General features: G+C 52.4%; 12 protein-coding genes. 8 read left to right on the top strand and 4 right to left on the bottom strand.

Annotation, left to right across the window (positions count from 1 at the left end; translation table 11 throughout):
• Nucleotides 1–74 precede the first annotated feature (74 nt).
• The 4 genes from P0X86_RS25565 to P0X86_RS25550 all read left to right on the top strand — a co-directional run bounded on the left by P0X86_RS25565 (nucleotide 75) and on the right by P0X86_RS25550 (nucleotide 3,200).
• Entirely contained in the window at nucleotides 75–959 is an 885-nt protein-coding gene (locus P0X86_RS25565) for a hypothetical protein (protein ID WP_277746783.1), read from the top strand.
• A 102-nt stretch (nucleotides 960–1,061) separates the two neighbouring features.
• Complete coding sequence (gene serC / locus P0X86_RS25560) at nucleotides 1,062–2,150, top strand: 3-phosphoserine/phosphohydroxythreonine transaminase (RefSeq protein WP_277746782.1); 1,089 nt, start codon at nucleotides 1,062–1,064, stop codon at nucleotides 2,148–2,150.
• A gap of 132 nt (nucleotides 2,151–2,282) precedes the next feature.
• Nucleotides 2,283–2,747 (top strand): tRNA (uridine(34)/cytosine(34)/5-carboxymethylaminomethyluridine(34)-2'-O)-methyltransferase TrmL, encoded by a 465-nt coding sequence (gene trmL / locus P0X86_RS25555; protein ID WP_036659940.1) that lies wholly within the window; start codon nucleotides 2,283–2,285, stop codon nucleotides 2,745–2,747.
• Nucleotides 2,748–2,945: 198 nt separating this feature from the next.
• The gene (locus P0X86_RS25550; protein ID WP_009595823.1) at nucleotides 2,946–3,200 is read left to right on the top strand and encodes an AbrB/MazE/SpoVT family DNA-binding domain-containing protein; all 255 of its coding nucleotides are present in this window, start codon (nucleotides 2,946–2,948) and stop codon (nucleotides 3,198–3,200) included.
• A 288-nt stretch (nucleotides 3,201–3,488) separates the two neighbouring features.
• On the opposite strand, the gene P0X86_RS25545 is transcribed toward P0X86_RS25550, so the two are convergent.
• Together P0X86_RS25545 and P0X86_RS25540 are read right to left on the bottom strand one after the other, a co-directional pair.
• Nucleotides 3,489–4,574, bottom strand: coding sequence for a phosphodiester glycosidase family protein (locus P0X86_RS25545; RefSeq protein WP_277746781.1), 1,086 nt, complete (start codon nucleotides 4,572–4,574; stop codon nucleotides 3,489–3,491).
• Nucleotides 4,571–4,978 (bottom strand): hypothetical protein, encoded by a 408-nt coding sequence (locus tag P0X86_RS25540; RefSeq protein WP_009595774.1) that lies wholly within the window; start codon nucleotides 4,976–4,978, stop codon nucleotides 4,571–4,573. Before P0X86_RS25540 ends, P0X86_RS25545 begins: the two co-directional genes overlap by 4 nt.
• 380 nt (nucleotides 4,979–5,358) lie before the next feature.
• Here P0X86_RS25540 and P0X86_RS25535 point away from each other — a divergent pair, with 380 nt between their 5' ends.
• Both P0X86_RS25535 and P0X86_RS25530 read left to right on the top strand, forming a co-directional pair.
• Nucleotides 5,359–6,015, top strand: coding sequence for a DNA-binding response regulator (locus P0X86_RS25535; protein WP_009595829.1), 657 nt, complete (start codon nucleotides 5,359–5,361; stop codon nucleotides 6,013–6,015).
• 111 nt (nucleotides 6,016–6,126) lie between these two features.
• Nucleotides 6,127–7,341: an aminotransferase-like domain-containing protein gene (locus P0X86_RS25530; protein WP_277746780.1), complete on the top strand. Its 1,215-nt coding sequence runs from the start codon at nucleotides 6,127–6,129 to the stop codon at nucleotides 7,339–7,341.
• Between the two features lie 135 nt (nucleotides 7,342–7,476).
• Here the strand turns inward: P0X86_RS25530 and P0X86_RS25525 are convergent, their stop codons facing one another.
• A complete protein-coding gene (locus tag P0X86_RS25525) occupies nucleotides 7,477–8,256 on the bottom strand; it encodes a DUF2161 family putative PD-(D/E)XK-type phosphodiesterase (protein ID WP_277746779.1) in 780 nt (259 codons plus the stop codon).
• Between the two features lie 264 nt (nucleotides 8,257–8,520).
• On the opposite strand from P0X86_RS25525, the gene P0X86_RS25520 reads away from it, so the two are divergent.
• A complete protein-coding gene (locus tag P0X86_RS25520; RefSeq protein ID WP_096776399.1) occupies nucleotides 8,521–10,416 on the top strand; it encodes a PrkA family serine protein kinase in 1,896 nt (631 codons plus the stop codon).
• A 217-nt stretch (nucleotides 10,417–10,633) separates the two neighbouring features.
• Nucleotides 10,634–11,695, top strand: a complete 1,062-nt coding sequence (locus P0X86_RS25515) for a globin-coupled sensor protein (RefSeq protein ID WP_192570769.1) — start codon at nucleotides 10,634–10,636, stop codon at nucleotides 11,693–11,695.
• Nucleotides 11,696–11,822: 127 nt separating this feature from the next.
• Here P0X86_RS25515 and P0X86_RS25510 read toward each other — a convergent pair whose 3' ends face one another.
• Entirely contained in the window at nucleotides 11,823–13,214 is a 1,392-nt protein-coding gene (locus P0X86_RS25510; RefSeq protein WP_277746778.1) for a SpoVR family protein, read from the bottom strand.
• Nucleotides 13,215–13,320: the final 106 nt, after the last annotated feature.

Genomic DNA, 13,320 nt, shown 5'->3' with positions numbered 1-13,320 from the left:
CACTTATAAAAATTTCGGAAGCCCTGGCAGACAAGTCGGCCGGGGCTTCTTCATCATGAATGGAGCGATGGTTTGTGGGACATCAACTAGCGAACGGACGATTGGAAGTCGAAATAGCGAAAGTCGGACGTTATCAAGGCACGCGTTTTGACCGCACGGGTTTCATCACCCAGGTGAAATTGACCGAGAGCGGCCATACCTTCTGTGTTCATGAGTTTGCGGAAGGGTTTAACCCGCAGGCCGGGTCCGGGTTATGCAACGAGTTCGGACTCCATGAAGGGATGGGGTACGCTGAGGCCGAAGTTGGAGATTGGTTTCCTAAATTAGGGGTGGGCCTTCTTAAACGGGTCAGCGAGGCCCCGTATAACTTTCAGCATGCGTATCCGGCGGAGCCTTTCGATGTGGATGTCATTTCGGGTGACTCGAACATCTCCTATACGGTTCGTTCCAGGAGCATAAACGGCTATGCAGCAAGATTGGTGAAGAAGATCTCGATTGAAGATACCGTATTAACGATAGATTACGAGCTTATTAACGAAGGAAGCCGAAGGATCGATACGGAGGAGTATGTCCACAATTTCATAGGGATCAACGAGGAAGCGGTAGGACCCGAGTATAAGCTGAAGCTGCCGGTTCCTGTCCGGTTTACGGAGGTCGAATCTGACTATACCTCGGACTTGCTGTCTGTCCAGGATAACGAGATAGGCTGGACCGCCAGACCGCATAAGCCCTTTTATGGAAGAATGAAAGGCTTCAACGGCGGCGATTATCCGTATTCCTGGGAGCTGACGCACAGTGCCCGGAGGGCGGGGGTAAGGGAGATCAGCGATTTTCCGGTTGCGCATATGGCCCTGTGGGGGACCGGACACGTTATTTCGCCGGAAGTGTTTGTTCGATTAAGCCTGGCGCCCGGAGAAAAGAGATCTTGGAGCAGAAAGTACCAATTCTTCTGCTGGTAACCGGAACAATTTAATGTGAATAATTACACTTGAAGGTCTATGGGATTGTTGCTATGATTAGCGTTAATCAGCATTCATAGTAGAGAAAGGGTGGAGAGTCTTTTGAGCAAGAGAGCATACAATTTTAACGCAGGACCTGCTGCATTGCCGCTTGAAGTGTTGGAGCGCGCCCAGGCCGAATTCGTCAATTACGGAAATACCGGCATGTCGATTATGGAAATGTCTCATCGCGGCGCCGTTTATGAAGCCGTTCATAACGAAGCGCAGGAGCGCCTGCTGTCCCTGCTGGGGAATCCATCCGGTTACAAGGTATTGTTCATCCAGGGCGGCGCAAGCACGCAATTCGCCATGATTCCGATGAACTTCCTGGGTCAAGGCCAGGTTGCGAACTACGTGATGACGGGAAGCTGGGCGGACAAGGCTATTAAAGAAGCCAAGCTGATCGGCGATACCCATGTGGCGGGATCTTCCGAAGAGAGCAAATACATGACTCTGCCCCGCATTCAAGACATTAAGCTGTCGGACAATGCAGCTTATCTCCATCTGACTTCCAATGAAACCATTGAAGGCACCCAGTTTAAGGAATTCCCGGATACCGGTTCCGTTCCGCTCATCGGTGATATGTCAAGCGATATTCTCAGCCGTCCATTCGATATGAACCAGTTCGCGATGGTGTATGCGGGTGCGCAGAAGAACCTTGGACCATCCGGCGTGGCGGTCGTGATCGTCAGAGAGGACATGATTACAGATTCTCCTAAACATCTGCCGACTATGCTTCGCTACAATACGTATTTGAAAAATAACTCGCTGTACAACACGCCGCCTTCTTTCGGCATTTACATGATCAACGAAGTGCTGAAGTGGATTGAGGAGAAGGGCGGCCTCCAAGGTGTTCAAGCGTTGAATCGCAAGAAAGCGGGTCTGATCTATGATGCCATCGACAGCAGCGAAGGCTTCTACCGCGGCTGCGTGAACGCAGAGGTGCGTTCCGATATGAACATTACGTTCCGTCTTGCCTCCGAGGAGCTGGAGAAGGAATTCGTGAAGGCTTCGGAGCAAGCAGGCTTTGTAGGCCTCAAGGGCCACCGCAGCGTCGGCGGTTTGCGGGCTTCCGCGTATAATGCCGTTCCTTACGAGAGCGCTCAGGCCCTCGTGGAATTCATGCAGGAGTTCAAGAACAGCCACAGCTAATTTCATGAGATCAGACGACGATAACCTTCTGCCAAGCTGGCGGAAGGTTATTTCTGGATATCCCGGGAATTCGGAATGGAATCGGTTATAATAAGAATAAAATAAAACAGAAGAAAAGGTGGACTTATCAACATGGCATTACACATCGTACTAGTCGAACCGGAAATTCCAGCGAATACGGGCAATATCGCCAGAACCTGTGCCGCCACGGGCACGCATCTGCACCTGGTCCGTCCGCTCGGCTTTAATACAGACGACAAGACATTGAAACGGGCCGGACTGGATTACTGGTACGCCGTACATATTGAATATCACGATTCCTTTGAGGAATTGCAGGCGCTCTATCCGGAAGGGCGTTATTTCTACGCTACGACGAAGGCTACCAAGCGTTACATGGACATCGAATATCAGGATGGGGATTTTTTGGTGTTCGGCAAAGAAACCAAGGGATTGCCTCCGGAACTGCTGGCCGCAAATGCCGAGCATTGCATCCGCATGCCGATGACGGATAAGGTCCGATCGTTGAATCTGTCCAACTCCGCGGCGATTATGGTATATGAGGCACTACGCCAGCTGGATTTCCCGGGTATGGAATAAGAACAGCTGAAAAATCGCGCATTTTTGGGGAAAATCATCCAGTATACCTAGTTGATGTTGAAAAAAACTAAGAAATTCTTAACATCCAGCAGGATTCGACAACTTTTTATCGAACTATTATACTAGGCCCTTGTTATCAGTTCTGGAACTGTGGTGTCAGAAATCACTTGTTGAAAATGAAAGAGGTGTACAATCGTTATGAAACCTGCTGGTGTTGTCCGTAAAGTTGATCAGCTGGGAAGAATCGTTCTGCCTAAGTCTCTGCGCAAGAGATATCAAATGAACGAGGGGGATCCCGTAGAAATCCTTGTACAGGGGGACCATATTATATTGGAGCGCTATCGCCCGAAATGCGTCTTCTGTGGCTCCATGGACGGCGTAAGCGAGTTTAAGGAGCGCTATATCTGTTCGCAATGCATGTCCGAAATGCAGCAGCTTCCTAAACATGCCTAATGTCCTTATATGTGAACGATGAAATTCCTTTTGAGCATCGCTGATGAGCGGTGCCTTTTTTGTCCGAAAAAATAAAACTCCCCCGATATACGAGGGAGTCGCCTTACAGGCCTTTGGTTTTGTCATCGTTGTATGCCGCGGTCCAAATGCCAACCATATAAAGGGCGAATACGAGCATGACGATCCAAAATGTTAATGAGAACGACATTCATGCCACCTCCTGCTAAGCTAACTTTATTATAACCACCTTGGGCCAAAAAATAAACGAGAATATGAGTGCCGACTCTATCATTTGAAAAACAAGAAGTGCGTGGGTACCGGCCGCAGACTGCCGTCCGACGGCTTGTTCACGACGCGTCCGTTCAGAACAAGGGATGCGGAACCGCCGCCATCCAGGTTATAGGCGTCGATCACGCCCATTTTTTTCAGTTTGGTTTGCAGCTCTTGCAGCGTGGCTCCCGATTTCCCCTTCTCATCATATCCTTCGGTAACGAGGATGAGCAGCTGATCGTCCTTGTAATTGCCGATGACCGTGCGTGGTGCCCGGCCGGAAGTCGTTTTCCATTTGTCCGGGATCGTCGTTTTTCTGCCGTTTTGGAGCAGCACCGGCACAAAGGTGGCCCCGAACATCGGATCGAGCCGGTCAAGGTCGCTCTGGCTGTAGAACTTGCCGCCGATCAGCTTGCCGGATTTGCTTAGGCCGACAAAGGCCAGATCCTTAAAGCTCGGTTGAAATCCCGAGACGTATTTGCCGTCGTAAAAGGTCGTGCTCAGCGGATGTCTGCCCCCGTTCCCGTCAGCGTATCCGCCGGCATTAATCCCCGCAACGGCGCCATGCCGGCTTACGGCGCGCATCGTGGTTTCGACGGATCCGGGTCTGCCGCTTTCGCTGCCGAGCGACATCTTCATTGCGGAAGGATCCTTCAGTTTGACCTTCATCGCATAGCCATGATAGGTGCCCGGATTGATCTTGTACAATTCGATTCGAATCCGGTCGCTGTTGACCGTTTCGATCGGGACACCCAGTTTGGCTGTAATCCGGCGATTATAGATTTGCTCCGGCCGCGCGGCCTGTGATTCCGCTGTTTGCAGAATGGTTCCTACCGTAGCGGTCGTCTGCCGATAGAGCTTGGCCGTTTTTTCAATGGAGGATATCGTCTGTTCTGCAGAGACTGCAGCTTGATCCAAATCCTGCTTGATCACGGCGGATTGTTCCGATATGCTGCCCGACGGTATGTACTCCGCGGTTTCGTGCGACAGGCGCGGCGGCTCGGTAATTAACCACATGCACAGCAGCATCCCGATAAATGGTGCAATGGCAAGCATAAACGTGCGGTTTAACTGTTTAGGACGGATATACTTCAGTTTTCTCACTTCAGCAGCTCCATCTTGCGTTCCAGCTCTTTCAGCTGTTTCTCGACTTGGCTTAATTGGCTGTACAGCTTGTTGCTGTTGTCCGTCTTGCCGCTAGCCTGATCCTTGGTAAAGGTCAGAAGCTCATTAAACGACTGAACCTTGCTCTGCATCTCGTCCATTTCCTGAACCAGCTCGTTAAACCTTTGATCGTACTCCGCTTTGAATGCCGCCATCTCCTGGCGCGTATCCTGCTGCAGCTGCACCACGACTTGCTCTTTCAAATGATTGCTATATAGGTAGGCTGCGGTGGTACCCAGCCCGATCAGCACAATCCAAAATACCCAGAACCATTTGGCGGATGGCCCCTTTTGATGCACTTCCTCACGGGATTTATAGGGGGTATTGTTTTCCGGCTCCAACATTGGCATTTCATCACCCCTCAAAATCTATCATTTTTTCCAGGTATCATTCTATCATGTCAGGATTACTTTCGCAAAGACGAACCAATAGCACTTGTTTTTATGAAAAAGAGATTGCTTAGAAAGTTAGAGTGGGATACAATCTGTATAGATTTGATTATCAATTAGGATACATATAAGACATTCGCCATGCATGCCGTCATAATCCCTGCGCCTATAGGATTAATTAACCTTTTTTCTATGCGAATAACGGCTGGAATTTGCGTCTGTCCATATCTGCAAACAACGGGAATTCGCATGACGGTAACGCAAGGAATTGACGGCGCTTACTTAATAGAGATGCTAGAGAGCCAAGTTTGTTGATACAGGAGGTCTATTAGAAAATGAATCAGGTTTGGCGGGTAGTTATCGTCGGAAGTCAACCTACAAGCATGCTGGGAACGAAATTGATTTTGGAAGAGCAGCAGGATCTGCTCGTAGAGGGAATGACATCCTCGGGTTCGGAAGGGCTTCGAATGGTCGAGGATTTGCTTCCTGACTTGGTACTATTGGATTATCATTTGTCGGATCATACGTCCGAAGCGGTGTTGGAGCAGATGAAGCTGCTGTCACCGAAGACCCATGTCGTCATTATGACCGATAATGACGGGCTTCCCTTGCTCCAGTCTTTGATCAGTCGCGGCGCGAGCGGCCTGTTGTCCAAGCAGGCATCCACTTTCCAGCTCATACATATGATTACCGGACTACGGGAGGGCGTTGCCTCGCTGCCGCTCGACTGGGTAAGGCAAGGCATCTGGCCGCTGACGGCCTCTGCGATGAACGAAGGCGGGCTCCAGCTCTCCGAGACGGAGGCTTTTATAATGGAACGGATCGTCCAGGGCATTACGTACGACAAAATCGCCATGGAAATTCAGGTAAGCCGCCGCTCGATCGACAACTACCTTCGCAAAATATACGTGAAGCTCGGGGTTTCCACCCGTGCGCAGGCCATCGAGAAGTATGCCCTGTACACCCGCCAAGGCAGGCAAATTTATGCCTAATGCAGGATTAAGGTTATAATATATAAATATCAGGAATACCTTTTAGAGGTTATATAAGAGGCTCCTGAATACAAAACCGAGGTTTTGATAACGGTTAGAGGGGGGACTTCCATGCAGTATTCCTTTGCTTCCCGTGCACAGACCCTTTTGTCATCCCCGCTGCGCGATATCAGGGAACTTGCGAAGCGGGATTCTTTTATTTCCTTGGCGGAAGAGCTGCCGGCCGAAGAGTTATTCCCTTTGCATTCTCTGGCGGAGGCGGCGACATCGGTGCTGTCCGAGGACCCGCTGGCCCTGCAGTACGGTGAGGCGGAAGGCTATGGGCCGCTCCGCGAGTGGCTGAGCGAGGACTTCTCCCGGCGGAAAGGCCTGAGCGTCCAGCCCCAGCATATTTTGCTGACGACAGGCACCCAGCAGGCCATCGATTTGCTGGTCAGGGTGTACGTGGATCCTGGGGACCCGGTGCTGGTGGAGAACCCGACCTCCCCCGGACTGCTTCAGGTGCTGCGTCTTCAAGGTGCCGTCATCGTTCCAGTGGAGGGAGATCATGACGGGATGCTGCCCGAGAATCTGGAGGCCATGATCCGGCAGCATAAGCCGAAGCTGCTTATGGCCGCGCCTAATTTTACCAATCCGACCGGCGTCATGTGGAGTTTGGAGCGGCGTCAGCAGGTGCTGAAGCTATGCGTCTCGCATGGGCTTCTTGTCGTGGAGGATGATTCATACGGCGACCTTCATTTCGCGGATGCCAAGAATGCGAAGCCCCGCATTCCTTCCATCTTCTCGCTCGAAGAGCCGCAGGGAGGACATGTTCTGTATGTAGGCTCTTTCAGCAAAACCGTAGCCCCCGCGCTTCGAACGGGATGGGCCGCCGGGAGCCGGCGATTGATCGAGATGATGACGGCCGTGAAGCAGATGGCCGACTGGCAATCCAGCATGCTCAACCAGCGGATGCTGCACCATCTGCTGGAATCGAAGCATTTTAAGCTGGAGGATCATATCGACATGCTCAACCGGGAGTACGCAACGAGGCTCAAGCTGATGGTGGAGCTGCTGAAACGCAGCGCATGGAAGGATTCGAGGTACGCGGTACCGCCCGGCGGGATGTTTCTCTGGGTGCAGCTGCCCCCAGGATTGGACGGGGATGCGCTCCTAAGGGCGGCCTTGCTGAAGGGAGCGGCATTCCTTCCGGGCTCGATGTGCTCGGCGGCAGATCGAACCAGGGAGTGCATCCGGCTGAATTTTACGCATCCCGGGCGGGATGAGCTGCTGCTCGGCATGAATCTCATCAGCGAAGCCGTGATGGAATTTACGGCCCGGAATTAGACATGGAAGATTTCCTTTTACGAACGCGTTGAACATAGCAAAGCTGCGGATCGAGCCAGGCTGATAGGCTCAATCCGCAGCTTTTTTTCGTTGGCGGATTTGTATGGGTTTCAAGATCCGGTCTATATTCAATCATTATGATTTCAATACGGTGGCATAGTCTGCCAAGGCCTGCACGCCTGCCGGCGTCAGCACGTAGCGTCCGCGGCTCACCCGACGGAACCAGCCGTAGTAGTTGCGCTGCAGAATGTCTGCCGCCGAACCCACGCCGCTCCGATCCCGCACAGCCGCGGGAGAAATGCCGGGCGGCACTGCAGGGACAGCTTTTTCTTGGAGCTCACGCCCATCGAGGGCCGCTTCGTGCATGCTGCGCTGCTCCGCTTCCGCTGCATTCATGGCAGCAGCAACGCGCAGCGTTTTCTCACGGTAAGCCGTGACCAGCTTGGCCCTCGTCACTCCGCCCGTGTTGTAATCGCCGCTGCGCTCCCGAAACTCGTACAGCAGGCGTTCCTTGCGCCTAATGGCGGTGCGGCCCTTCTGCACGGCCATCTCCGGCTCGCAGAGCACCTCGACGAAGGGCGCCTTGGTTTTGTAGAAGGTGACCGTGATGAGCCCCAATCCCAGTCGTCCGCAAAGCCCCGTCAGCTCGGACCAGCGCTGGTTGACCGCTCCTTTCTTCGCCCGGCTCTTCTCGACGGCCAGGTATACGTACGGGGTCAGCTTCAGCCGCTCAATGCCTTGGAGCAGCAGGGCCAGATTGAACGTTTTTTTCAGCTCCACGATCAGCGGTTCATCGGCGCCGTCTTTCATGCCGACCAGATCGCAATTTCGTACCTCGCCTTTGACTTCATATCCGTTTAATTCAAAAAAGGCCTTCAGGGGAGCGTACAGCTCGGCTTCATGCTTTATCGCCATGATGACTCTCCTTTTAATCGAAAGTTGCTAATGTTACGTCAATGTAATTTCAGTATAGCATGGGTACTGCTTTCGCGGCGTACCCGAGTGTAGAATGAACCGGTGGTTAGATAAAAAAGCATACGCGTGACTTCGAAAATAAGGTCAACTATTCCAAGCAAGCCGCATAGGTATGTAATACACTTTTTCGATAATGGAATGTTTTCTAATGACGCTGTGGAATGGAAGCCAATCCCCATAAACAGACTCATAGGAGGTAGCGATATGGATATTTTCGAACGCATAGCATCGTATCGGGCAGAAGGCGACCGTTTGGCGTGGAGCGGCACATTCAGGGAATACATTGAAATACTTAAGAAGGATCCCTCTCCAGCCATGACGGCCCATGCCCGTGTATATGACATGATCGAATCCTACGGTTTCGAAGAGAGCGGGGGCCAGAAAAAATATAAGTTTTTTGAACAGGAAATCTTCGGCCTCGACCGGGCTGTCGAGAAACTCGTGGAGGAGTACTTCCATTCTGCAGCCCGCAGGCTCGATGTGCGCAAACGCATACTGCTGCTTATGGGACCTGTCAGCGGCGGCAAATCCACGCTTGTCACGATGCTAAAGCGCGGCCTCGAGAAGCATTCCCGCACCGACCGGGGAGCGGTATACGCGATCGCCGGCTGCCCGATGCAGGAAGAGCCGCTGCATTTGATTCCGATGGAGCTAAGACCGGAGATCGAGAAGGAGCTCGGCGTCCGAATCGAGGGGAATTTGTGCCCGGCCTGCCAGCTTCGTCTTAAAACCGAGTACGGCGGCGATATCGAAAAGGTTGAAGTCGAGCGGATATTAATCTCCGAGGAGAACCGGGTCGGCATCGGCACGTTCAGTCCGTCGGATCCCAAGTCGCAGGATATTGCCGATTTGACCGGCAGCATCGATTTCTCCACCATCACGGAATACGGCTCCGAATCGGATCCGCGCGCCTACCGGTTCGACGGCGAGTTAAACAAAGCGAACCGCGGTTTGATGGAATTCCAAGAGATGCTGAAATGCGACGAAAAATTTCTATGGAACTTGCTCTCCCTGACCCAGGAAGGGAACTTTAAGGCGGGCCGGTTCGCGCTGATAAGCGCGGATGAGCTGATCGTGGCCCATACCAACGAATCCGAGTATAAGGCGTTCATTGCCAATAAGAAAAACGAGGCCCTGCAATCCCGGATGATCGTCATGCCGATCCCGTATAATCTGCGAGTCAGCGACGAGGAGAAGATTTACTCGAAGCTGATCGGCCAAAGCGACATGAAGCATATCCACATCGCGCCGCACGCGCTTCGATCTGCCGCGATATTCTCCGTCTTGACGCGTCTGAAGGAAACGAAGAAGCAGGGCATGGATCTGATCAAGAAGATGCGCATGTACGACGGGGTGGAGGTTGAAGGGTATAAGGAAGCGGACCTGAAGGAGATGCAGAACGAATATCTGGAGGAAGGCATGTCCGGCATCGATCCGCGTTATGTCATCAACCGGATATCCAGTGCTTTGATTAAGCAGGATCTTCAGTGCATTAACGCGCTGGATATGCTGCGGGCGATCAAGGATGGGCTGGATCAGCATGCGTCCATTGCCAAGGAGGAACGGGAACGCTACCTGAATTTCATTGCCGCCGCTCGCAAGGAGTATGACGATCTGGCCAAGAAGGAAGTCCAGAAGGCTTTTGTGTATTCCTTCGAGGAGTCCGCCAAGACGCTGTTCGAGAATTATTTGGATAACATCGAAGCGTTCTGCAACTGGACGAAAATCCGCGATCCGTTGACCGACGAGGAGATGGATCCGGACGAAAGATTAATGCGCTCGATCGAGGAGCAGATCGGCGTCTCGGAGAACGCAAAGAAGGCGTTCCGGGAGGAAATCATGATTCGTATCTCGGCTTATTCCCGCAAGGGCAAAAAGTTCGAGTACCATAATCATGAGCGCCTTCGGGAAGCGATTGAGAAGAAGCTGTTCACGGACCTCAAGGACATCGTCAAAATTACGACCTCGACCAAAACGCCGGATGCCGTGCAGCTGAAACGGATCAACGAGGTAAGCTCCAGGCTGATCGAGGAGCACGGGTACTGCCCGGTATGCGCCAATGAGCTGCTGCGTTACGTGGGCAGCCTGTTAAACCGGTAAGACCGAATAAGGAATAGCAGAAGCGGAATGTCTGAAGAAGCCGCCCGTGGAACCGGGTGGCTTCTCCTCGTTTGGAGGGGATTGCCCGATTGTATGTGCAAATCTACACACAATTAGGACTTTGGGATTATGCCGAGGTGGTAAATATAGGCTATAATGGACCCTAAGTACTTGAACCTGTGATATGGATCACCTATTTAGGAGTGGATTTTTCGAAATGATTGATGTTTCCCCGAAAAGACGCCAGCAGTTGGAGTATATCGGATTGGACGAGCAGGGATTGGAGCTTCTCGCAAATCATCGTGAGGTATTTGCGAAGGTGGTTGAAGAGGTCGTGGACCGGTTTTACGCGCAGATCGGAACGCAACCGCAGCTGATGCAGATTATCGGACGCACCTCGACCGTGGAACGGCTTAAGGAGACCCAGCGGGTGTATTGGATGTCGCTTGCTTCAGGAAGAGTGGACGATGCTTATATTGCCGAACGGATTAAGATCGGACAAGTTCACTCCAGAATCGGCCTGACCACGGACTATTACCTTGGAAGCTACATGGTTTATTTGGATATTGCCGCCGATTTATTGAAGAAGCTCGTACCGGATCAATGGATTCAAGTGGTGCATGCCCTGAGCAAAATGTTTAACCTGGATTCCCAGCTCGTATTGGAAGCTTACGAAATGAAAGAGAAAGAGAAAATCAGCAACCTGGCTTCGGATCAGCAAAAAATGTTGGAAGCGATTACAACCGCGGTTCAAGAATTGACGGCCATGATCGTGGAACTGGATCAGAGTGCGGCGCTGATGGCCGACAACGCCATGAAAACGGCGGAGGCGCAGGATAAGGCGCATACGCTGACTTCCGAGCTGGGCGAAGAAATTTTGCATATCGAGCAGATGGGAAGTTTGATACGGGAAATTTCGGATCAGAGCCACCTGCTTGGCCTGAACGCGGCGATCGAGGCTGCCCATGCCGGGGAGTTAGGCAGAGGCTTCGAGGTGGTAGCCGGCGAAGTGCGGAAGCTGGCCACCAACTCCAAGAAGGCGATGGATGAGATTCAGGACAAGGTCAGCGGCATTATTCGCAAGCTGGGGCTCGTGGAGCAGGAATCGGAGAAAACGTCCATGAACGCGCGTAATCAGGCAGCAAGCTCGCAGGAATTGGCCGCCTTCGTGAAAATGATGGAGAAGCTGGCCGATGATTTGGAATCGCTTCAACACGAATATGATATTCGGAAGCACGATATCGAGATCGAAACCTCATCCGAGAAGGTCAGCGTATAACAGGGGTCAAGAAGCGAACGGTTGATGTGCCTATATGTAAACGAACAGCAGCACCCGCGAATGGAGCAATCCTACTCATCGCGGGTGCTGCTGTGATTATACCGTTGTTTTGCTGCTTCAACCGCCGTTAAATAAACCGTCGATGCAGCTTCTTGCCGTCATAGGAGAACAGAATCGGTTTGCCTTCGATGATGCTGTGCAGATGCACGGGTTTGCCCCAGAGCTGGTAAACATAAGGGATGGTGCGCTCCATATACTTCAGGTCGAGCTCAATGCCCTCGTACAGATGCTTGATCATCAGCTCGCCGGAACGGAGATGATCGCCGTCGGTCACGACGAGGAACGGCGAGCCGCCGTTTACGCGGGAGACGACCAGCTGATCGCGGATGTTCTCCCATGCCTTGTCGGTGATTTTCCACTCCGGGCCTTTTTTCTCGAAGACATAGAGGTCCAGGTCCTCCACGAGTTCCTTTGTTAAATAGTTGCGCAGGAAGGAAATATCGGAATCGTATTCGCGTACATCAAACATCTTCTCCCGATCCCAGCGGCGCTCGATATCCTCGAAGATTTTCAGTCCGAGGTAGTAGGGATTCAGGCTGTGGCGCGACGGCTGCACGACCGAGGCGTTGAGCTTGGCGAACTCCACCGTTTCCTCGCTGGTCAGGTCCATTTCCCGCAGGATGCGCTGATGCCAATACGAAGCCCAGCCCTCGTTCATGATTTTGGTTTCCATCTGCGGCCAGAAGTACAGCATCTCCTCGCGCAGCATGCTCATAATGTCCCGCTGCCAATCCTCCAGAATGTCGGAGTGCTCCTGAATGAACCACATGATGTCTTTTTCCGGCTCGGGCGGGAAGCGCTTGGGCGCCGCCGGCGATTTATCGGTTTGTTTGTCGCCGTCTTCGTCCATTTCCCATAAATCGTCATACCGGCCGGGAGGCTTCTGCCGCTTGGCTTCCTCCTTCTGCTCCTGCATCCGCCGTGCCGTGTAGCGCTGTTTATCGAGTTTATCGGGCCTCACGATATGGGGATCCACATGCTCCTGAATCGCCAGCACGGCGTCGATGAACTGCTCAACCGCCTCCGTGCCGTGTTCGATCTCATAGCGGGAGATGCGCTCCGCCGTGGCGGACATGCTCTCGACCATATTGCGGTTGGAGACGGAGAAGCGGGCGTTGTTTTTGAAAAAATCGCAGTGTGCAAGGACGTGGGCGACAATGAGTTTATTCTGGATCAGGGAGTTGCCGTCCAGGAGAAACGCATAACACGGATTGGAGTTGATCACGAGCTCGTAGATTTTGCTTAGGCCGAAGTCGTACTGCATCTTCATTTTATTGAAGGTTTTACCGAAGCTCCAGTGGCTGAACCGGGTAGGCATGCCGTAGGCGCCGAAGGTGTATATGATGTCTGCCGGGCAGATCTCATATCGCATAGGGTAAAAATCAAGGCCGAAGCCTGTAGCGATCTCGGTAATCTCCGCAATGGAACGTTCCAGTTCCGCGATCTCGTCTTGGTGCACGAGAATCCCCCCTTCGTCATTAAAAACATGGTTCTTATCATTTATATGGAATCCTGCAGCAGATATGCGGGCAGAAGAGGGGGCGCCGGGAATATATACAGGCCTC

Origin of the sequence: Paenibacillus sp. BR1-192, from assembly GCF_029542445.1 — a bacterium.
In the GTDB taxonomy this organism is placed as follows: domain Bacteria; phylum Bacillota; class Bacilli; order Paenibacillales; family Paenibacillaceae; genus Paenibacillus_AQ; species Paenibacillus_AQ lautus_A.
The sequence above is the reverse complement of the archived record's forward strand: the minus strand, read 5'-3'. Positions and strand labels throughout refer to the sequence as shown.